The organism is Noviherbaspirillum autotrophicum, assembly GCF_000818395.1.
GTDB classification, from domain to species: Bacteria; Pseudomonadota; Gammaproteobacteria; order Burkholderiales; family Burkholderiaceae_D; genus Noviherbaspirillum; species Noviherbaspirillum autotrophicum.
Window position 1 is genome coordinate 1,381,839 of sequence record NZ_JWJG01000028.1, and the last position, 17,971, is coordinate 1,399,809.

At 57.1% G+C, this 17,971-nt stretch carries 24 protein-coding genes and 1 tRNA gene; 10 read left to right on the forward strand and 15 right to left on the reverse strand.

Annotated elements, in window-relative coordinates; genetic code table 11:
• Window positions 1–541: 541 nt before the first annotated feature.
• The gene (locus TSA66_RS07570; RefSeq protein WP_232429426.1) at window positions 542–1,657 is read right to left on the reverse strand and encodes a hypothetical protein; all 1,116 of its coding nucleotides are present in this window, start codon (window positions 1,655–1,657) and stop codon (window positions 542–544) included.
• A gap of 127 nt (window positions 1,658–1,784) precedes the next feature.
• Between TSA66_RS07570 and TSA66_RS27655 the strand changes: the two genes are divergently transcribed.
• From TSA66_RS27655 to TSA66_RS07600, 7 genes are all read left to right on the forward strand, one after another.
• The gene (locus TSA66_RS27655; RefSeq protein ID WP_232429427.1) at window positions 1,785–1,958 is read left to right on the forward strand and encodes a hypothetical protein; all 174 of its coding nucleotides are present in this window, start codon (window positions 1,785–1,787) and stop codon (window positions 1,956–1,958) included.
• Window positions 1,959–2,025: 67 nt separating this feature from the next.
• On the forward strand, window positions 2,026–2,364 hold the full coding sequence (locus TSA66_RS07575) for an ArsR/SmtB family transcription factor (protein ID WP_040039600.1): 339 nt from the start codon (window positions 2,026–2,028) through the stop codon (window positions 2,362–2,364).
• An 85-nt stretch (window positions 2,365–2,449) separates the two neighbouring features.
• Complete coding sequence (locus TSA66_RS07580) at window positions 2,450–2,929, forward strand: arsenate reductase ArsC (RefSeq protein ID WP_040039601.1); 480 nt, start codon at window positions 2,450–2,452, stop codon at window positions 2,927–2,929.
• 11 nt (window positions 2,930–2,940) lie between these two features.
• Window positions 2,941–3,303 carry an arsenite efflux transporter metallochaperone ArsD gene (arsD, locus tag TSA66_RS07585; RefSeq protein ID WP_040039602.1) on the forward strand — a complete coding sequence of 121 codons (363 nt, stop codon included), beginning with the start codon at window positions 2,941–2,943 and terminating at the stop codon, window positions 3,301–3,303.
• An 18-nt stretch (window positions 3,304–3,321) separates the two neighbouring features.
• Window positions 3,322–5,085, forward strand: coding sequence for an arsenical pump-driving ATPase (arsA, locus tag TSA66_RS07590; protein WP_040039603.1), 1,764 nt, complete (start codon window positions 3,322–3,324; stop codon window positions 5,083–5,085).
• A 26-nt stretch (window positions 5,086–5,111) separates the two neighbouring features.
• Window positions 5,112–6,188, forward strand: a complete 1,077-nt coding sequence (arsB, locus tag TSA66_RS07595) for an ACR3 family arsenite efflux transporter (protein WP_040039604.1) — start codon at window positions 5,112–5,114, stop codon at window positions 6,186–6,188.
• Window positions 6,189–6,423: 235 nt separating this feature from the next.
• Window positions 6,424–6,792, forward strand: coding sequence for a glutaredoxin domain-containing protein (locus TSA66_RS07600; RefSeq protein WP_040039605.1), 369 nt, complete (start codon window positions 6,424–6,426; stop codon window positions 6,790–6,792).
• 388 nt (window positions 6,793–7,180) lie between these two features.
• Here TSA66_RS07600 and TSA66_RS07605 read toward each other — a convergent pair whose 3' ends face one another.
• The 14 genes from TSA66_RS07605 to TSA66_RS07660 all read right to left on the reverse strand — a co-directional run bounded on the left by TSA66_RS07605 (window position 7,181) and on the right by TSA66_RS07660 (window position 16,050).
• Entirely contained in the window at window positions 7,181–7,561 is a 381-nt protein-coding gene (locus TSA66_RS07605; protein ID WP_040039606.1) for a hypothetical protein, read from the reverse strand.
• Window positions 7,536–7,919, reverse strand: a complete 384-nt coding sequence (locus TSA66_RS07610; protein WP_040039607.1) for a hypothetical protein — start codon at window positions 7,917–7,919, stop codon at window positions 7,536–7,538. Before TSA66_RS07610 ends, TSA66_RS07605 begins: the two co-directional genes overlap by 26 nt.
• Window positions 7,910–8,308: a hypothetical protein gene (locus TSA66_RS07615; RefSeq protein ID WP_040039608.1), complete on the reverse strand. Its 399-nt coding sequence runs from the start codon at window positions 8,306–8,308 to the stop codon at window positions 7,910–7,912. The genes TSA66_RS07610 and TSA66_RS07615 overlap by 10 nt, the downstream gene beginning before the upstream one ends.
• A complete protein-coding gene (locus TSA66_RS25445) occupies window positions 8,299–9,024 on the reverse strand; it encodes a conserved phage C-terminal domain-containing protein (protein ID WP_157691632.1) in 726 nt (241 codons plus the stop codon). Before TSA66_RS25445 ends, TSA66_RS07615 begins: the two co-directional genes overlap by 10 nt.
• Before the next feature lie 195 nt (window positions 9,025–9,219).
• Window positions 9,220–9,654, reverse strand: coding sequence for a hypothetical protein (locus TSA66_RS07625; RefSeq protein ID WP_040039609.1), 435 nt, complete (start codon window positions 9,652–9,654; stop codon window positions 9,220–9,222).
• A gap of 11 nt (window positions 9,655–9,665) precedes the next feature.
• Window positions 9,666–9,929 carry a helix-turn-helix transcriptional regulator gene (locus TSA66_RS26080; protein ID WP_332309936.1) on the reverse strand — a complete coding sequence of 88 codons (264 nt, stop codon included), beginning with the start codon at window positions 9,927–9,929 and terminating at the stop codon, window positions 9,666–9,668.
• A 44-nt stretch (window positions 9,930–9,973) separates the two neighbouring features.
• The gene (locus TSA66_RS07630) at window positions 9,974–10,666 is read right to left on the reverse strand and encodes a hypothetical protein (protein WP_040039610.1); all 693 of its coding nucleotides are present in this window, start codon (window positions 10,664–10,666) and stop codon (window positions 9,974–9,976) included.
• A gap of 129 nt (window positions 10,667–10,795) precedes the next feature.
• On the reverse strand, window positions 10,796–10,996 hold the full coding sequence (locus tag TSA66_RS26085; protein ID WP_084199419.1) for a helix-turn-helix transcriptional regulator: 201 nt from the start codon (window positions 10,994–10,996) through the stop codon (window positions 10,796–10,798).
• A gap of 230 nt (window positions 10,997–11,226) precedes the next feature.
• Window positions 11,227–11,316: transfer RNA gene (locus TSA66_RS07635), tRNA-Ser, on the reverse strand.
• Between the two features lie 126 nt (window positions 11,317–11,442).
• The gene (hemW, locus tag TSA66_RS07640; protein WP_040039611.1) at window positions 11,443–12,675 is read right to left on the reverse strand and encodes a radical SAM family heme chaperone HemW; all 1,233 of its coding nucleotides are present in this window, start codon (window positions 12,673–12,675) and stop codon (window positions 11,443–11,445) included.
• On the reverse strand, window positions 12,672–13,256 hold the full coding sequence (gene rdgB / locus TSA66_RS07645; protein WP_040042329.1) for an RdgB/HAM1 family non-canonical purine NTP pyrophosphatase: 585 nt from the start codon (window positions 13,254–13,256) through the stop codon (window positions 12,672–12,674). The genes hemW and rdgB overlap by 4 nt, the downstream gene beginning before the upstream one ends.
• Before the next feature lie 101 nt (window positions 13,257–13,357).
• Window positions 13,358–14,092: a ribonuclease PH gene (gene rph, locus TSA66_RS07650; RefSeq protein WP_040039612.1), complete on the reverse strand. Its 735-nt coding sequence runs from the start codon at window positions 14,090–14,092 to the stop codon at window positions 13,358–13,360.
• A gap of 3 nt (window positions 14,093–14,095) precedes the next feature.
• Window positions 14,096–15,028 carry a PP2C family protein-serine/threonine phosphatase gene (locus tag TSA66_RS07655; protein WP_040039613.1) on the reverse strand — a complete coding sequence of 311 codons (933 nt, stop codon included), beginning with the start codon at window positions 15,026–15,028 and terminating at the stop codon, window positions 14,096–14,098.
• Window positions 15,029–15,036: 8 nt separating this feature from the next.
• The gene (locus TSA66_RS07660; RefSeq protein WP_040039614.1) at window positions 15,037–16,050 is read right to left on the reverse strand and encodes a serine/threonine protein kinase; all 1,014 of its coding nucleotides are present in this window, start codon (window positions 16,048–16,050) and stop codon (window positions 15,037–15,039) included.
• A gap of 66 nt (window positions 16,051–16,116) precedes the next feature.
• Between TSA66_RS07660 and TSA66_RS07665 the strand changes: the two genes are divergently transcribed.
• From TSA66_RS07665 to rpoZ, 3 genes are read left to right on the forward strand one after another with little or no spacing between them, the layout of a single operon-like run.
• A complete protein-coding gene (locus TSA66_RS07665) occupies window positions 16,117–17,031 on the forward strand; it encodes a YicC/YloC family endoribonuclease (RefSeq protein ID WP_232429428.1) in 915 nt (304 codons plus the stop codon).
• Between the two features lie 49 nt (window positions 17,032–17,080).
• Window positions 17,081–17,725, forward strand: coding sequence for a guanylate kinase (gmk, locus tag TSA66_RS07670; protein WP_040039616.1), 645 nt, complete (start codon window positions 17,081–17,083; stop codon window positions 17,723–17,725).
• Between the two features lie 22 nt (window positions 17,726–17,747).
• Entirely contained in the window at window positions 17,748–17,951 is a 204-nt protein-coding gene (rpoZ, locus tag TSA66_RS07675; protein WP_040039617.1) for a DNA-directed RNA polymerase subunit omega, read from the forward strand.
• Window positions 17,952–17,971 lie beyond the last annotated feature (20 nt).

The following is a 17,971-nucleotide window of genomic DNA, read 5'->3' on the forward strand; positions in this document are numbered from 1 at the left end:
CATCGCGGCATTCACACTTTTCCAAGTGAGCCATACTCAAAGGAATAGTCTGTTTGTACCGGAGCTGGCGGTACGCAAAGATTCCAGCACCAGATTTCCAGCCATCCATTTCATGGATGGCATGCCATTTCCAGACTCCGCAAGCCAGATCATTACTTTTCGGGCCACGTCTTAACAAAATTGACACTAGCAGCCTTACTCTCTGGTTTCCGGCAGCAATAATCCCGGCAAAGGCGTGTTTCTTGCCCGCACTGCGAAAGCCGTGCGGTTTTTTTTTGATTGCTAGGCTTCAGAAGCCACTTCAAGACTCTGCAGGCCACAGCCCTAGATTGTTTCCATAGATAAATTATGCTGCAAGGCAAGTAGGCTCCAATCTTCGGCCAGCCTGATCCCGCCGAGGTATTTTGCCCGCACAGCGCAAGCCGTGTGGGCATTTTTGTATTCGCCTACTTTCCCTGATCCTGGCGTCATGACCGTCCAGGATCCTTACCCACACAGCGCATGCTGTGTGGGTTTTTTTCACCCGGCCTCCCGGAACTCTTCACCGCGCAAGACAGGCAGCGCCGTCATGAGCGGAGGGCAGGCTGTAGACGGGCGCGAATCCGCCTCCCGGCGTACGAAAGTTGGTGGTTTGCCCCTGATACAGGCGCGCTGCCAGCCACTGCACTGCGCCGTCATACACATAATTGCGAATGTCGAACTTGAGTGACTGGGTCTGATCTTGCAGGTCGATGACGCGCTTGCCTGGAGCGACCACGGTTTGGGCAACGTAGTCGCCCGCCAGGATATCCTGCCATGCACGCTTGGTCAGCTTGTCTCCGCGATATGCGGCACGTCCGCCAAACCCCGCGGTGGGCTTGAAGAAAAGCCGGCGGCGCTCGGCCCAGAGACGGTCTGCATTTTCCGGATTCACGATTTCCGTGCGCGGGATACCCGCCAACAGAATCGATTGAATTTCCACGGGAACGCCAAGTTCCTGCAAGCGAGCGGCATCGCTCAGCAGTGCGAGGTTACGCTTGTCGGCATACAGTGCATGAGCCTGCGGATGCGGCGTAAGCACGACGGCATGGGCGAGGTAGGCTTCACGCAAGGAGGCACTGGATGGCGCCTCCAACAGAAAATCCGTGAGGCGGTTATACACCATGTCCACCACCATCGCTCCATGCCAAAGGACGCCGTCGCGCAGGACCAATTCGGATGGGTCGGCAATCACCGCCTGCAATCCATTGCGCTGGAATAGCTGCTGGAACAGCAGGAACTCCGGATAAAGATATTGCTCTTGCGGCGACTGATCCACAATGGCGATGCTGCGCAAGGGGCGTTCGCGCCTGGAGAGCGACCATTCGCGACGAAACATTTCCACAATACGCGCTTCCAGGACGGCAACACCATCCGACGGCGGCAGCATCTGCTCTATCTCCGGACAGCACGCACGTTGACCGCGTGCCAGCGCCGCATTGAGCATGGCGCCGCCGGCATTGGTATTGATTTCAATTAGCCCGATGCCATGCTCATGAATGTGGAAGTCATAGCCGAAAAAGACGCCCTTCGCCCCACCCGGTGCATGCTGCGCAATGGCTGGCGCGGCAGCGAGAACATGTTGACGGAAGGATGGCATCGCAACGACATGTTCTACCGCATGAATCAGCCGTGCCATACGTTCCCTGTGCTCGCTTGACAGAAAAACCGGCCGCGTCGCAAGCGCATGGGGGCATCGTTCTTCCACCAATTGTGCCAATCCGGGACTACCCAGCTCCGACTCTAGGGCTCGGTGCAACGCATCCTTGTCAACACTGATGCAAAAACACCCGCTGTTTAACAACGCGGCGGCGCCCCCGGACAATGTCGCATTCACCGGCGCTTCGATCTCCATTGAGAGTTTGGACATGCTGTTCTCGATTGCCTCATTCAGTTTTGGATTGATAACGCCGCATGAACCAGCTTATCTGCGTGCATGAATTTGATATTTCCATTATTATAGAACCATAGAATATTTCAACTGCTTTCAGCACGAATTTTTTGGCAATGAATACAAAGACTGCGATTTCCGCCCTGGCCGCCCTTGCTCAGGATTCCCGGCTTGCCGTTTTCCGGCTGCTCGTTCAAGCCGGGCCGGAAGGCATGGCGGCAAGCAAGATTAGCGAAAGCCTCGGCATTCCCCCCTCCTCCCTGTCCTTCCACTTGAAGGAGCTGACTCATGCCGAGTTGGTGATTCCAAGGCAAGAGGGCCGCTTTGTCATCTATGCCGCGAATTTCGGGACGATGAATGCACTGATGAGCTTCTTGATGGAAAATTGTTGTGGTGGAAATCCGTGTTCGCCAGTGTGCACGACCGATTGCGCAACGTCCGACACGAATTCGTGATGAGGGATACGCAATGCTCCGATGGGAAGCATCGATCCCTGCCTGCCCTCGCAGAGTCCTTACTTAACCCAACGAACTTAAGCGCATGAACCTCCTGTTTCTCTGCACTGGCAACTCTTGCCGCTCCATCCTGGGTGAAGCAACTTTCAATCACCTGGCCCCCGCGGGTTGGCGTGCGATGAGCGCCGGCAGCAAGCCGACCGGACAATTGCATCCGCGCTCCCTGGCGCTGCTGGTCCGCGAAGGGATTTCGACTGAGGGCTACTACAGCAAGTCGTGGGATCGCCTGCCGGCCACGCCGGACATCGTGATCACGGTGTGCGCGAGTGCGGCAGGCGAAACCTGCCCCGCCTATCTGGGCCCGGTGCTGCGCACGCATTGGGGCGTGGAAGACCCGGCGCATGCAACCGGCACCGACGAAGAAATCGATGCTGCCTTTATGAAGGCGTACCGCATCCTGCGCGCACGCATCGAAGCGTTCCTGGCATTGCCGCTGGATACGCTGAAACACGATAAGGCAGCCCTCAAAGCAGAAATGGACAAGATCGCCGCCATCGGCGCATAAAGGAAAACGACATGACAACCATCCAAGTATTCGATCCGGCCCTCTGTTGCAGCACTGGCGTGTGCGGCGTCGAAGTGGACCAGCAGCTGGTCACCTTCGCGGCGGACATCAAATGGCTGGAACAACAAGGCACCAAGGTGGAACGTTTCAACCTTGCGCAGCAGCCGCTCGCATTCGCCGAAAACCCGGTCGTAAAGGGATTTCTGGAGCGCTCCGGCCAGGAAGGTTTGCCGCTGATTCTGGTCAACGGCGACGTCGCGCTCGCCGGCCGTTATCCGCGCCGCGCCGAACTGGCGCGATGGGCCGGCATCAGCCAGTTTGCCGTTTCGGCACAACCCGCAAATACCTGCAAGCCCGGCTCCGGCTGCTGCTAACCATCCAAGGGAAAAGCGATGCGCTTCCTCGAAGACACACCTCCATTTCTCTTTTTTACGGGTAAAGGCGGCGTCGGCAAGACTTCTCTTGCCTGCGCGACTGCGATCCGGCTCGCCAACCAGGGCAAGCGTGTCCTCCTGGTCAGCACCGACCCAGCGTCGAACGTCGGGCAGGTATTCGGCCTCGCGATCGGCAACCGCATTACGGCCATACAAGCCGTGCCCCGCTTGTTTGCCTTGGAAATTGATCCGCAGGCGGCGGCGCAGCAGTACCGCGACCGGATCGTTGGCCCGGTGCGGGGCGTCTTGCCGGAGGCAGTCGTTAAAGGCATCGAAGAGCAGCTTTCCGGCGCCTGCACCACGGAAATCGCCGCATTCGACGAGTTTACCGCGCTGTTGACCGACCAGAAGCTGCTGCAGGACTACGATACGATCATCTTCGACACCGCTCCCACGGGTCACACCATCCGCTTGCTGCAATTGCCTGGGGCGTGGACCGGCTTCCTTGAAGAAGGCAAGGGAGATGCATCGTGCCTCGGCCCGCTTGCCGGCCTGGAAAAACAGAGAAACCAATACCGCGCTGCCGTCGACGCCCTGGCAGATGCCCAACGCACGCGTCTGATCCTCGTTGCGCGCGCCCAGCAGTCGACGCTACAAGAAGTGGCCCGTACCCATGAAGAGCTTGCGGCCATCGGGTTGACTCAACAATACCTTGTGATCAATGGCATTCTGCCCAAGACCGAAGCATCCGCCGATCCGCTTGCCGCCGCAATCTGGCAACGCGAGCAAGCGGCACTTACTCACCTGCCAGCCAACCTCTCCCAGCTCACCACCGACCGTGTTGCGCTCATGCCGTTCAATCTGGTCGGACTGCCGGCGCTGAGCCAGCTCCTTGCCGCCCCTGCACCGCAGGCCGACACGCCTGCGTCTGCGGCACCGCTTCCGCCGGCGCCCGATCTTGCGGCGCTGGTTGACGACATCGCCGAAGACGAACACGGCTTGATCATGGTGATGGGCAAAGGCGGGGTCGGCAAAACCACGCTCGCCGCCGCCATCGCGGTGGAGTTAGCCAGCCGCGGACATGACGTCCACCTGACCACTTCCGATCCAGCGGCCCATCTCGCCGATACACTGGATGGTTCGCTTGATCGCATGACGATCAGCCGCATCGATCCGCATGTCGAAACCGAGCGCTACCGACAACATGTACTGGAAACGAAAGGCAAGGAATTGGATGCACAGGGCCGCGCGCTGCTGGAGGAAGATTTGCGTTCGCCCTGCACCGAAGAAATCGCCGTTTTCCAGGCGTTTTCACGCGTGATCCGAGAGGCAGGCAAGAAGTTTGTGGTGATGGATACGGCCCCGACCGGCCATACGCTCCTGTTGCTTGATGCAACCGGCGCTTATCACCGCGAAATCGTGCGCCAGATGGGTAGCAAGGGACTGCACTTCACCACGCCCATGATGCAGTTGCAAGACCCGAAGCAGACCAAGATCTTAATCGTGACCCTAGCTGAAACGACGCCTGTTCTGGAGGCGGCGAATCTGCAGGACGACTTGCGCCGTGCGGGGATCGAGCCATGGGCCTGGATTGTCAACAACAGCCTCGCCTACGCCGCCCCGCGATCCCCGCTCTTGCGGCAGCGCGCGGCAAACGAGATGCAGCAGATCGATGCCGTCGCAACCCGCCATGCACGCCGCTGGGCAGTCGTGCCGTTGCAGGCGCAGGAACCAGTCGGTGTTGACCGGCTGCGCAGCCTGGCGCGCCATTCATCCGTGTGATCCCCCTGAATGATTCAGAGACCATCATGTCCGTACAATGCGAAGTAACCGGGAAGCGCGCCGCCGGTGCGCCGCTCGGCTTTTTTGAACGCTACCTGACTGCCTGGGTCGCACTCTGCATCGTCGTTGGCATCGTGTTTGGACAAGCCTTGCCCGGCGTATTCAAGACCATCGGCGCGATAGAGATCGCCAAGGTCAACCTGCCGGTCGGTTTGCTGATCTGGGTGATGATCATCCCCATGCTGCTGAAGATCGACTTTGGCGCATTGAGCCAGGTGCGCGCCCATGTCAAGGGCATCGGCGTGACCTTGTTCGTCAATTGGCTGGTCAAGCCGTTTTCGATGGCATTGCTTGGCTGGATATTCGTGCGGCACCTGTTTGCGCCGATGCTGCCTGCTGCTCAGATCGACAGTTATATCGCCGGCCTGATTCTGCTTGCAGCAGCCCCGTGCACGGCGATGGTATTCGTCTGGAGCCGGCTGACCAACGGCGATCCGTATTTCACGCTGTCGCAAGTGGCGGTGAACGACCTGATCATGGTATTTGCCTTCGCGCCGGTAGTGGGCTTGCTGCTCGGCGTATCCAGCATCACCGTGCCGTGGGATACGCTGATCACGTCGGTGATCCTCTATATCGTCATCCCCGTCCTTATCGCGCAAGCGCTGCGCAGAGTTCTTCTGACTAAGGGACAGACCGCGTTTGACGCGGCAATGACGAAAATCCAGCCATGGTCGATTGCCGCGCTGCTGCTGACACTGGTGCTGCTGTTTGCCTTCCAGGGCGACGCGATCATCAAGCAGCCGTTGGTCATTGCGCTGCTTGCGGTACCGATCCTGATTCAGGTTTTTTTCAATTCCGCGCTGGCTTATTGGCTGAATCGGAAGGTGGGAGAGAAGCACTCGGTCGCCTGCCCGTCGGCGCTGATTGGCGCGTCCAACTTCTTCGAGCTGGCGGTCGCTGCCGCGATCAGCCTGTTCGGATTTGAATCCGGCGCCGCGCTCGCGACCGTGGTCGGCGTGCTGATCGAAGTGCCGGTGATGCTGCTTGTCGTCAAGATAGTCAACGCCACCCGGCCATGGTACGAAGCCGGTAGCCGGGCATGACACAGGCGCATGCGACATAAGCGGATTCCTGATCTCAAGCCAGGCAAGTCGCCCGCATAAGTGGATTTATCGATGGCCTTGCTCGGCGAAGGATCACAGGCCCGTGCAAGGCATTGTGCGACTGATCTCAGACATATCGCATTGAGATTTGCCGTGCTAATTTCAGCGGCGTGCATTACAAGAATGCCGGCACCGGCAAAGAGCAAGCTAACCGAATCGACTTGAAGGACATTCCATGAATCGCAACATTCTCGACGAAGCGCAGATTCACCCGGCGATACGCGCCGCTATTGCCAATGCCAATGCGGATATCGTTAATGAAGTAAAAGCAGCCATTGAGTCGAACGCGGTAGTCGTAGTCGGCATGGCCCAGAATCCGCATCCTCTCAGAGCGAAAGCGGCTCTCAACGCGGCAAATATCCCGTATAAATACCTTGAATACGGCAGTTATCTAAGTGGCTGGCGCCGACGCAATGCATTGAAGATGTGGACAGGCTGGCCTACGTTCCCGATGATATTCGTCAAGGGCACCCTCGTTGGGGGTGCAAGCGACCTGAAAAAGCTTATTGCGAGCGGAGAGCTTATTCAAATGCTCAAGGCTTGATCCGAGATATCTTTCGTATTTTTCCCTGGCTACGGTAATATGCGCTCGCAGTAATAAAAATCCATGTCAGGGATTGGGCGAGACACTGGCCCACCCGCAATAAGCGCGGCGGGCTTTTTGTTGCCTGAAGAAGGCGAGTCATGCGTTTGATGAATATCTGTCATTCGCCAAATGAAGCAGACAGATCACTACGATGTGAGTATTATTGTGCCTGTCTCCTCCAACTCTCCTTGAATTGGATTTAACCCGCTACCGCAAGGCTAGCGGGTTTTTTTTCGCCGAAGATTTTCAAGTTGATGGGCCAGAGCAAGCAAAATTGTCCTCAAACTTGAATTGTCCGAGCAGGTCTTCTCCCATCCCTTTCCAAGGGCGCATTAACAATTCGAACTCAGCTTCGCCCTTCCAGCCACATTATCGCCTGCGCCATGTCGTTGTAGAAAACACGGTATTCACCGTCACCTGATGCGCCAAAGGCAATTCTGGATAAGAGAGCGATGCGGCTGTTTGGCACAAGAATGGCGCTACGCAGCTGGGCAGAACCTAGTTTTTGTTTTGTTTCTGCTTCCAGTCTTTGCTGCAGAAATACGAGATCAACGTCGGGAGCCTCCATCTCCAAGGCGTCATACAACACCTTTACCTGATGTGTATCCTGGGCCAAAACCAGTACCCGCGCCTGACATTCCAACAGCATTTCTTCGGTGCATATTCCGCGCAAGCGGGCAACAATAATGCTGCCGACCGGCTCAACCCATAGCTTCTGTTGTTCCATGGCTTACTTTCTTCAAACAATTATCAAAACCCTTACCTGGCTCATATTCTGAAGGTAGCATCTCGAACGAAAGGGAAAGCACCTTCTCCCCTTGCGTCATCAGATCGAGCTCCACCTGCGACAGGAATATGCTTTTTCCATGTCCATTGATGCCAGCCCAAAGTGAAACCTCACCAGGGCGGAAGGCAATTTTTCCGTTTGCCTTGTCCCACAGCGGACGCGGAGGCGTGGACGCATCTGGCGCTGGGTAGAACGCCGCAATCGTCTCCTGGAGGAAGTCTGAAGCTGGCCGGACCTTGTGATCTTCTGGCTCCGCCATGTAGGCGCTGAAATCAATGTCGTCCTTAATCAGCTCCATGCGAACTCCTTGTTTTCAAATGGCAGCCACGGCAGGAAATCGAGCATCCAACGCCACTGGTTTTGCGGCTTGTCGATGTCAGCGGGATGGGGCAACAAGTAGACATTTGCGCCTTGCCGATTGTCGGCATCCCACACCCCGAGGAAAGACGGTCGTTCAAACGCGATAGAACGGGCTACAGCACGCCAATCAACACTCGGTGCGGCATAGATGCAGACCTGAAGCCCGCGAACCCAAAGCCAGTCGTAAACCTTACTTGGCTGGGCATAGACGGTATGGTTTGGCTCATTGATCCGGCCAATCAGGGACACCAAGATCATTTCTGCCGGCTTGAGCCCTTTTTTGCGGGCTTCAAGAATAGGTAGGCCATTGGAGGCGATCATTCCCATGATTCACCTCCCACCGCTTGTCCACCCACGAGGTTCTTGCTCCCCAACTCACCCACGTACTGTGCAAACTTGGTGGCGTTGAATAACGTGGCCGGGCGCAAATAGCTCCGCATCTTCGAATCAGCAGACCAAGCGCCTACCTTGGCATCGATCACAGCGCGGCACTCATCCGCCGTTGCCCCTTCAGCCAGACGAGCTGCAATCAGAGTCATGTTTGCCTTTACCGGCTTGTAGCCTCGCCCCGTTTTCTCGTTCAGGTAGGCAAGGACACCAGCGGCATCCTTACTATCCGTAGTTGAAAATGAAGATGAAGATGAAGGGGTTGGATTTTGCTTATCCCCAGTGGTTGGATTTTGGTTAAGCAAACGCGGATTTCCGCCCAATTTCCCAGCCTCTCGGCGGATTTGGCATAGCTTTTCGTCGGAAACCATCCGCTTGCTGTATATCGCGTTATCCGCACCCCGACGCTTTGCTACGCCATAGGTTAGGAGCGTGCTTAGCGTTTGGTTGAAGGTTTGGTTATCCAAGCCGAGAAGGCGCGCTGTCACCTCGTCAGGCATTGGGGAGCCATTCAGGAGCAAGACGCCACGCTCACTTGACTCGTGCATGAGGCACAGCATTTCGAACCAAACACCCCGCTCGAAGTAGCCGAGCGCTTGGACGGCGAGGTCCTTGCGCCAGTCGGCTGGGTAAAACTGCATTGCAGGCATTTTCATGGCATCACACCCCGCATTCCTTGGCGATACTCTGTATGGCCAATTCATACTCGCCGCTGCTGGCGGCTGGATGGGTTGCAACCCAGTGTGCCTTTCGCGCTTCATACCGCGCATAGCGGCTGCAAACAGTGCGTGTTCGAGCTACCGAGCGGATAGAGTTGTATAGCGCTTGATTCAGGCTTGGTGCGTTCTTTGTCATGCCGGCACCTCGAGATCAAGCGCCCCTTGTGGGTTGATTGCGTCCTTGCGAAGGCCAACCAAGACATAACGAGCGATACCCGGGTGAACGAGGCCATCTGGGCCAATGACCGTCTCCCGTTGGGAGGCAATAATCCAATCCTCTTCAAGCTCCTGGATGCGAGTTGCGAGCCGCGCATAGCCTGCTGCCGTGCCCTCGTAGGTGTTCAGTCCTCGTGGCCCAAGGTACTGCAGTGTTTTAAGCAGAACAGCGCGCTGAGTAAGCGTATTCACGCCGCTCAAGGCGAGGCCGGCGCGGGATAGCTCATTCAGGATAGATTTGATATGCTTGTAAGAGCAGTGAAGGATTTTCCTTTGCTGTGTCACGCCGCCGCCAAGCTCAGTGACATCAGCGCCCGCCTCGTTGCGGGCGTTGTTATTTTTTAGAGTCATTGTGCCTCCCGTCACGCCGCTTGGCGCGTGGCAGCACATGCCGCTAGATATTCATCTAGCTCGTGTTCCAAGAAGATTGTGGTTCGAGGACCCAGCTTGAATGGTTTCGGGAACCGTGGGTCAGTTTTGGCCTTAAGCCAGAGTGTTGAAAGGCCGATGCCTAGCTTTGCGGAGGCTTGAGCCGGGCGAATTGCACGGCCTTGTGGGATGCAGACAGACATTTCATCTCCTTTAGGATGTCTAGTCACATGCACATGCATGTGATCTGCCTGCATTAGATTTCCCTCTTCTATCCTCCCTGCAACTACCCCCCTATCCCTTACTTTGAGGGGGGAGGGTTAGCATCCGCAATTTGCCCAGTCCCCCTCAGCCGCTCCCATGTCGACTCAAACACCTTCTGTGTGAAGAGCGCTGGGTTCCCAAGCATTGCCCTCTTCGCATCTGCCTTGACCCCGGGCTTACCAGGCGCCGGCTTCGGGAGAGATGCAGGGTCATACCCGCTCTGCCGGAGCCACTCCAATACCGCTGCCTCTTGCTTAGCGCTTTTTAGAGTGTGTCGGTCCTCCACAATAGCTGGGGAGGATTGGATGGAAGTGGGTGCGGTTTGCGACGGAGGAATATTAGAGATCTTTTTCTCAGATGAGAGTAAGGCACTTTCTGTAAATTGTCCCACTGCCGCCAGCTTTGGCGTAAGCTCTGCTGGGACTTGTGCGATCAGTTTGCGCATCCACGAGAGCAAATCGGAAACAGCAATAGTTGTTGCATGTGGATCAACGGGATCAACAACAGCGCCGTTCCATTCGTTTATGGCCGGCTTGGCGTCCGCTTTCAGGTCCTCGTCTTTTACCGCCTCTAGTACGAGGGACAATGCGTCGTCATATCCGCCGCCCAACTCCACTGCCACAATGTACGGTGCTTCCACAAGCGAAATCCGCTTCCGCAGCAAAAGCAACCGCGCACGTTCTTCATGCCTCATCTTGCGCCCCTCAACGCCCCTTAATTCGGAAACCATGCCAGCCGGGTAAGGGTTGCCCGGTTTTCGAGTGGCCGCTCTAGGCATGGCTACACTTAAATATATGGATATTTGGCAAGTATTCAATAACTACTACCGATTTTCCTTCGCCCCAAGTGAGTATTGAGGCTATCGGCATGCCGATCGGCTGAGCTGGACTCGAGATTGCAGCCATCCGTCGATGTCGGACGTGAGCCAGCCAACCGCTCTAGCGCCTAACGGAATAGATGCGGGAAATTCGTTTCTGGAGATAGCAGCGTAGATGCTGGAACGGGAAAGGCCTGTGCGCGCAAGTACAGCGGGAAGGCGGATGATTTGGTGTTGCTCCATTTGAGTTTCTCCTTGGCTTGATAACCGCACTGGTGGCGGCGACAAGACAGGAGTCGCCCAGCATTTTTATCTTTTAAGGGTAACGGAGAAAATTTTTCGTAACGACGTAAAAATGCGGAGTAAGCAACTTAGACGCGCGCCAATTTATCGCCAAGCAATTGCGCGATGGAGGGAAAAATGGTGGGAAGTTTCAAGCTATCGCCTTGTAACCCGCATGGGTGCTAGGCGGTTGGCGGAGGCGGTGAGATTCGAACTCACGGAAGGCGCAAACCTTCGCTGGTTTTCAAGACCAGTGCCTTAAACCACTCGGCCACACCTCCAGTCACGCAAATTATCACATAGATCGCTCGCCCCCTGTCCCAGACAGCTGACAAGCTCATTTCCTGTGATTTTGCGCAGCCGGCATTATACCCAACTCGTCCCCGCAGCGCTGTGCAAATGACAAATTAATCGCCGAGGAACATCTGCTGCAAGTCGTTGAGGAAACGCTTGCCAAGCTCCGTCGGCTTGATGATCCTGTGGTCGCGATACAGCAAGCCCTTCGCTTCGGCTTCGTTCAGGGATTTTTCCATGGCATTGAGCGTGAGCCCGGTGCGCTCGGTAAACAGGTTCACTTCGAAGCCTTCATCCAGGCGCAGCGCATTGAGCATGAATTCAAAGCCGAGGTCGCCGCGACCGATCTCGAATTCTTCCTGAATCGGCGCGCCCATCCGTGACTGCTCGAGATATGCCTTCGGCTGCTTGTAGCGCATCTGGCGGATGATCCGGTGCGGGAATGAAATCTTGGAATGCGCGCCGGCGCCAATGCCGAGGTAATCGCCGAACTGCCAGTAATTCAGGTTATGCCGCGCCTGCCGGCCCGGCTGCGCATAAGCGGACACTTCATAGTGCCGATAGCCGGCCGCACCGGTCAACTCCGCAATCATGTCTTGCATCTCGGCGCTGGCATCGTCGTCCGGCACTTGCGGCGGATATTTCGCGAAATACGTATTCGGCTCGAGCGTCAGGTGATACAGCGACAGGTGCGGCGGCGCGAAGCCGAGCGCGGTTTCGAGATCGCGGCGCGCCTCGTCCAGCGTCTGCGATGGCAGCGCGTACATCAGGTCGAGGTTGAAATTGTCGAAGTTCGCATGGGCGATCTCGACGGCCTTGCGCGCTTCGCCATCGTCATGGATGCGCCCCAGCGCGTTCAGATGGCGCGCATCGAAACTCTGGATGCCGATCGACAGGCGATTGATGCCGCTGGCGCGATACGACTTGAACTTCTCCGCCTCGAAGGTGCCGGGATTGGCTTCCATCGTGATTTCTGCTGCCCCGTCAAGCGGCAGCAGCGTGCGGATATCCGACATCAGCCTGTCGAGGCCGGCGGCCGACATCAGGCTAGGCGTGCCGCCGCCGATAAATACCGTGTAGATCTTGCGCCCCCAGATCAGGGGCAGCGCGCCTTCCAGATCGGCTCTCAGCGTGGCGAGGTACTCTTCCTCGGGAAATCCGCCTCTGGCCTCGTGCGAATTGAAGTCGCAGTAGGGACACTTCCTGACGCACCACGGGAAATGAACGTACAGGGACAACGGCGGCAATGCGGACAAATGCAATGCGCCGGGCCGCAGGAACGCCGCCGCAGCCTGTGCTGGCGACGTGGCGACGGCGCTCGCGCCGACGGGCTTAATCGGAATCATCGTAGTTTTTCAACCAGCAAACGTAACGCCTGGCCGCGATGCGATAGGCGATTCTTTTCTTCGGCGCTCAGTTCCGCGACAGTCTTGTCCAGGCCGGGCAACCAGAAATACGGGTCATAGCCAAATCCGCCCTGCCCGCGCGCCTGCTCGATGATTTCGCCGTCCCAGCGCCCTTCAGCGATGATCGGCTGCGGATCGTCGGCATGGCGCACGAACACCAGGGCACAGTAATAATAGGCCGATTTGTCGGCATGCGTCGCGAGGTCGGCAATCAGCTTTTGATTATTGCGCGCGTCGGACTTCGGCTCCCCGGCAAAACGTGCCGACAGCACGCCCGGCGCGCCGCCCAGCGCATTGACGCACACGCCGGAATCATCGGCCAATGCCGGCAAGCCGGTCAGCCGCGCCGCGTGGCGCGCCTTGGCAAGTGCATTTTCGACAAAGGTCGGGTGCGGCTCGTCCGCTTCCGGCACATTGAATTCGCGCTGTGTGCGGACGGCAAATCCGATCGGCGCGAGCATTTCGCCGAATTCTTTCAGCTTGCCGGCGTTATTTGATGCAAGAACAAGAGTACGGGACATGGGATCGATTGCTGCCAAGCGCACCGGGAGCGCGAAGAAGGCCATCTTCTACGCGCTCCCGGCATGCCTGGCGAGTCAGACAGGTTATGTAGTTGACGTTCTTATGACGACAGGCCGAGGGATTTTTTTTGCAGAGCGATCAAGTCGGCAATGCCGGATTGCGCCAGATCCAGCAAGCGATCCATGGTTGCACGGTCAAACGCCTCGCCTTCGGCGGTTCCTTGCACTTCGACAAAATGTCCGGCGTCGGTCATGACGACATTCATATCGGTATCGCAGCCGGAATCTTCAAGATAGTCGAGATCGAGCACTGGCTGGCCGCAGTAGACGCCAACCGACACGGCGGCGACGAAATGCTTGACCGGCATCGCGGCAATCAGTTTCGCTTCGGCCAGCTTGGCAAAGGCGTCGTAGGCAGCAACCATCGCGCCAGTAATCGATGCAGTGCGGGTGCCGCCGTCTGCCTGAATCACGTCGCAATCGAGATGCAAGGTGCGCTCGCCGAAACCGTTCAAATCGAACGCCGCGCGCAGGGAGCGCCCGATCAGGCGCTGGATTTCCTGAGTGCGCCCGGACTGCTTGCCCTTGGCCGCCTCGCGGTCCATGCGGCTGTGGGTTGAACGCGGCAGCATGCCGTATTCGGCGGTCATCCAGCCCTGGCCTTTTCCCTTCAGGAAGTTGGGGACCTTTTCTTCGATGCTGGCTGTGCAGATCACGCGCGTATCACCGAACTCGACCAATACTGATCCTTCGGCATGCTTGGTGTACTGGCGCGTCAGGCGCACGGCGCGCAACGCATCGGCGGCACGGCCGCTGGGTCGATTTTCAATCGTCATGGATTAATTCTTTGAAGTGATACGGGAAGTTTTTTCGATCGCGCCACGAATCTCGGCGATCGCCTTTTCGATTTCGCTTTCGTCGAACACGTCGCTCGGTTCCGGATCGGCATGGCGCGGTGCCTGGATTGTGGTGGTGACACTGCCAACAGGCAGGGTATGCGTGGTAATGGTACTCGGAGAATCCTGCAATGGATTGCCGCTCTCCCACGTCATCGCCAGTGCAGTGACATTATCGCTGGTCTTGCCCGCGATACTCACCGCAGTGGACAACAGATCCGGGACGGCTCGCACGACGGTATTGTTCTGCAAGGTCTGCGCCAGCACGTGGTCCGGCAAGACGGACCACAACCCATCGGAACAAAGCAGCAAGACGTCGCCCGGTTGCAAGCTGGCGCGGCGCGACAGTTCGACGATCGGCATGTTCGGCGCGCCCAGGCAATTGAACAACTTGTTGCGGTCGGGATGGGTATCTCGTTCGGAAGGATCGACCTTGCCTTGCGCAATCAACGTTTCGATACGCGAATGATCGCGCGTACGTGCGAGGATCTGTCCCTGGCGCATCCAGTACAGACGAGAATCGCCGCAGTGCGCCCAATAGGCGCTGTTGTGCTGCACGATACAGGCCACGATGGTCGTGCGCGGCGTTTCCGGCAAATTATTGATAGCGCGGTAACGATGAATCTCGCGGTGCGCCGCGAGGAAACTCTCTTCGAGAAATTTCTCCGGCTTTTTCACATAGGGAGTGGCGTTTTGCTGGAACAGCGAGCCGATCGTCTGCAGCGCAATGGTCGCTGCCGTTTCGCCTTGGATATGTCCGCCCATGCCATCCGCGAGCACGAGCAACAGCGCATCGCGGGTAAAGCTATACCCCATGCGGTCCTGGTTATTCCTGCGGCCGCCGATATGGCTTTCTTGGTAGACAGAAAATCGCATGAGTAAATTTATCGGGTGTTGTGATGGATGTTCGCAGCGTCGCCCGGCGCAGCTTTTCCAAAGCTGTTGAAAAAGCTGCGCAGCTTGGTTGAGACTTTTTCCAGCAGAGCGGTATCTTCTTCCCTTTTTTCAGCCACCGGTTCGCGCAGTGCTTTTTGCAATGCGAACACGCTTTGCGGACGTTCAAGCGGGTCGATGCGCAAGCTCCAGCGGATCACCTGGATCAGCTCGCGCGAATATGTGCTTTCCAGCTTGCGGAAATGATCCTCCATCTTGTCATTGGTCTTGCGCTGATCTGCCGGTTGCGGCGGCGCCCCGACCATGCAGGCGAACATCGAGGCGCCGATACTGTAGATGTCGGTCCAAGGGCCCAGATTGCCGTTCTTGATATACAGTTCCGGCGGCGCGAAACCCGGCGTGTACATCGGATACAGCTTTGGCATATCCGTTTTCAGGGTTTGGCGCGCGGCACCGAAATCCAGCAGGATCGGCGTGCCATCCATGCGCAGATAGATATTTGCCGGCTTCAGATCGAGGTGCAGCAGCTTGTTGGCGTGTACTTCGCGCAGGCCATTCATCACCTGATTGAACATTTTCCGGATGAAGCGTTCCGATACGAGTGGCCGCTCGCCCTTGTCGCGCCGCCGCAGAATATGGTCCTGCAATGAACGCCCGGATTCATAGGCCATCACCATATAGACGGTATCATTGGCGCGGAAGAAGTTCAGCACGCTGACCACGTTCGGATGGGAAATGCGCGCCAGCGCCCGCCCTTCCTCGAAGAAGCATTTCAGTCCGATGCGGAACACGGGCAGGTTTTCGGAAGCAATCGCCGGCACCAGTTCCCCAGGTTGGCGCAACGCCAGAGAGCTGGGCAGGTATTCCTTGATCGCGACGGCATTGCCGTCTTCATCGTATGCCAGATAGACAATACTGAACCCGCCGGACGCAATCTTCTTTACAATGCGGTATCCGGCAATTTCTAGTCCATCCGGCAACGGAGCGTTGTTTTGCGCAGCCATGTTGTCTCAAGTAATTGTTACTTGCGATTTTGTTGATAAATCCCTGTTTTGTAAAGAAGAACTACCTTGACTATCTGTAGCATGACCGGGTACGCGGTCACCACACGTGAATCTTCCGCCGGAACCCTGACGGTGGAGCTCAAGAGCGTCAACTCCCGCTTTCTCGACCTACAGTTCCGTATCAACGATGATTTGCGCGCCCTCGAACCAACATTGCGCGAAGCAATTATGGCGCGAGTCCAGCGCGGCAAGGTGGAATGCCGCCTGAGCTTTGGCCGCAAATCCGTTGCGGGATCAACACAAAATCTGAATACGATTGCGCTGGATGGATTATCAAAAATGCAAAATGAAATCCGCCAACGCTTCCCCGATGCGCGGGTGCTGACCGTCAATGAATTATTGCGTTGGCCCGGCGTGATCGAAGAAGGAGAAATCACGCAGGACGCCCTGCAGGCCGACGTGCAGGCGACGCTGGCGGAGGCGCTGGATGCATTTGTCGCCACGCGTGCGCGCGAAGGCGCCGCCCTGCAAGCCATGCTGCTCACGCGCATCGACGAGATGGAAGCTATTGTGCAACGCATTACGCCGCTGATTCCGCAGGCAATCGCGCAATTCCAGCAAAAAGCGACCGAGCGCATGAAAGAAGCGCTGGGCTTGGCAGTTCAAAATGCCACAGGCGCTGCGCAAACTCTGTCACATGAAGAAGCGCTCGAGCGCATTCGCCAGGAAGTGACGATCTATGGCATCCGTGTCGACATTGCCGAAGAACTAACCCGTCTGTCGACCCACTTGTCCGAAACGCGCCAAGTCCTGAAAAAAGGCGGCCAGGTCGGCAAGCGCCTCGATTTCATGATGCAGGAACTCAACCGCGAAGCGAACACGGTCGGCTCCAAGGCCGCCGTCAAGGAATTGTCCGACGCCTCGATGGCAATGAAGCTCCTGATTGAGCAGATGCGAGAACAAGTTCAGAATCTCGAATAATTCCGATTTACCCCTTTTTAACCATTTGCAGCACACTACAGGGAGCCCTATGTCCGACGCCCGTCCTTCCTCCGGCAGCCTGTTCATGGTGGTCGCGCCTTCCGGCGCCGGCAAATCCACCCTGGTCAACGCGCTTCTGGCGCAGGAACCGGCCATCAAGCTGTCCATCTCGTTTACGACGCGCCAGCCGCGCCCGCTGGAGCAGCACGGCCGCGAATACTATTTCACGACCGTTGACGATTTCCTAAAGCGGCGCGAAGCCGGGGAATTTTTGGAATCGGCTGAAGTCCATGGAAATTATTACGGCACTTCGCGCCTGCTCATTGAAGAGCAAATGAAGGCTGGCACCGACGTTTTGCTGGAAATCGACTGGCAAGGCGCCCAGCAAGTGAAAAAGCGCTTTCCACATGCGGTCGGCATTTTCATTCTGCCGCCGTCGATCGCCGCACTGGAAGAGCGCCTGAAAAAGCGCGGCCAAGACGACGATCACGTGATTACGCGCCGCATCCTGGCTGCCGGCGGCGAAATCGCGCACGCCCCGGAGTTCGAATATGTTATTATTAATCAAGAGTTTGCGACCGCTTTGTCCGAACTGACCGCGATAGTCAAAGCGACTCGTTGCCGGTTTGCGCAACAAGCAGCGCGCAACGCCTCCCTGTTCGCCCAGCTGGGCATCCATGCCATCATTAGCTGATACCGATTTTTTAGGAGTAAGAATGGCCCGCATTACCATTGAAGATTGCCTCAAACAAATTCCGAACCGCTTCCAGTTGACCCTGGCTGCCACCTATCGTGCACGCCAGCTGCTGCAAGGCCACACCCCCAAGGTGGAAGCCAAGGACAAGCCGACCGTGATCGCGCTGCGCGAGATTGCATCCGGCAAGGTCGGAATCGAAATGCTGAAAAAAGTCCCCAGCTAGGTTTCACCATTACCATGCAG

What these genes read in the sequence shown, in the direction of transcription:
- TSA66_RS25445 (WP_157691632.1), bottom strand. Translation starts at nt 9,024, where the DNA reads ATGAAAATGCCTGCAATGCAGTTTTACCCAGCCGACTGGCGCAAGGAC.
- arsD (WP_040039602.1), top strand. Translation starts at nt 2,941, where the DNA reads ATGACAACCATCCAAGTATTCGATCCGGCCCTCTGTTGCAGCACTGGC.
- TSA66_RS07615 (WP_040039608.1), bottom strand. Translation starts at nt 8,308, where the DNA reads ATGGGAATGATCGCCTCCAATGGCCTACCTATTCTTGAAGCCCGCAAA.
- rph (WP_040039612.1), bottom strand. Translation starts at nt 14,092, where the DNA reads ATGACGATTGAAAATCGACCCAGCGGCCGTGCCGCCGATGCGTTGCGC.
- TSA66_RS07630 (WP_040039610.1), bottom strand. Translation starts at nt 10,666, where the DNA reads ATGGTTTCCGAATTAAGGGGCGTTGAGGGGCGCAAGATGAGGCATGAA.
- TSA66_RS26080 (WP_332309936.1), bottom strand. Translation starts at nt 9,929, where the DNA reads ATGCAGGCAGATCACATGCATGTGCATGTGACTAGACATCCTAAAGGA.
- gmk (WP_040039616.1), top strand. Translation starts at nt 17,081, where the DNA reads ATGTCCGACGCCCGTCCTTCCTCCGGCAGCCTGTTCATGGTGGTCGCG.
- hemW (WP_040039611.1), bottom strand. Translation starts at nt 12,675, where the DNA reads ATGATTCCGATTAAGCCCGTCGGCGCGAGCGCCGTCGCCACGTCGCCA.
- TSA66_RS26085 (WP_084199419.1), bottom strand. Translation starts at nt 10,996, where the DNA reads ATGGAGCAACACCAAATCATCCGCCTTCCCGCTGTACTTGCGCGCACA.
- TSA66_RS07600 (WP_040039605.1), top strand. Translation starts at nt 6,424, where the DNA reads ATGAATCGCAACATTCTCGACGAAGCGCAGATTCACCCGGCGATACGC.
- TSA66_RS07655 (WP_040039613.1), bottom strand. Translation starts at nt 15,028, where the DNA reads ATGCGATTTTCTGTCTACCAAGAAAGCCATATCGGCGGCCGCAGGAAT.
- TSA66_RS07610 (WP_040039607.1), bottom strand. Translation starts at nt 7,919, where the DNA reads ATGGAGCTGATTAAGGACGACATTGATTTCAGCGCCTACATGGCGGAG.
- arsA (WP_040039603.1), top strand. Translation starts at nt 3,322, where the DNA reads ATGCGCTTCCTCGAAGACACACCTCCATTTCTCTTTTTTACGGGTAAA.
- TSA66_RS07570 (WP_232429426.1), bottom strand. Translation starts at nt 1,657, where the DNA reads ATGGCACGGCTGATTCATGCGGTAGAACATGTCGTTGCGATGCCATCC.
- rdgB (WP_040042329.1), bottom strand. Translation starts at nt 13,256, where the DNA reads ATGTCCCGTACTCTTGTTCTTGCATCAAATAACGCCGGCAAGCTGAAA.
- TSA66_RS07660 (WP_040039614.1), bottom strand. Translation starts at nt 16,050, where the DNA reads ATGGCTGCGCAAAACAACGCTCCGTTGCCGGATGGACTAGAAATTGCC.
- rpoZ (WP_040039617.1), top strand. Translation starts at nt 17,748, where the DNA reads ATGGCCCGCATTACCATTGAAGATTGCCTCAAACAAATTCCGAACCGC.
- arsB (WP_040039604.1), top strand. Translation starts at nt 5,112, where the DNA reads ATGTCCGTACAATGCGAAGTAACCGGGAAGCGCGCCGCCGGTGCGCCG.
- TSA66_RS07625 (WP_040039609.1), bottom strand. Translation starts at nt 9,654, where the DNA reads ATGACTCTAAAAAATAACAACGCCCGCAACGAGGCGGGCGCTGATGTC.
- TSA66_RS07605 (WP_040039606.1), bottom strand. Translation starts at nt 7,561, where the DNA reads ATGGAACAACAGAAGCTATGGGTTGAGCCGGTCGGCAGCATTATTGTT.
- TSA66_RS07580 (WP_040039601.1), top strand. Translation starts at nt 2,450, where the DNA reads ATGAACCTCCTGTTTCTCTGCACTGGCAACTCTTGCCGCTCCATCCTG.
- TSA66_RS07575 (WP_040039600.1), top strand. Translation starts at nt 2,026, where the DNA reads ATGAATACAAAGACTGCGATTTCCGCCCTGGCCGCCCTTGCTCAGGAT.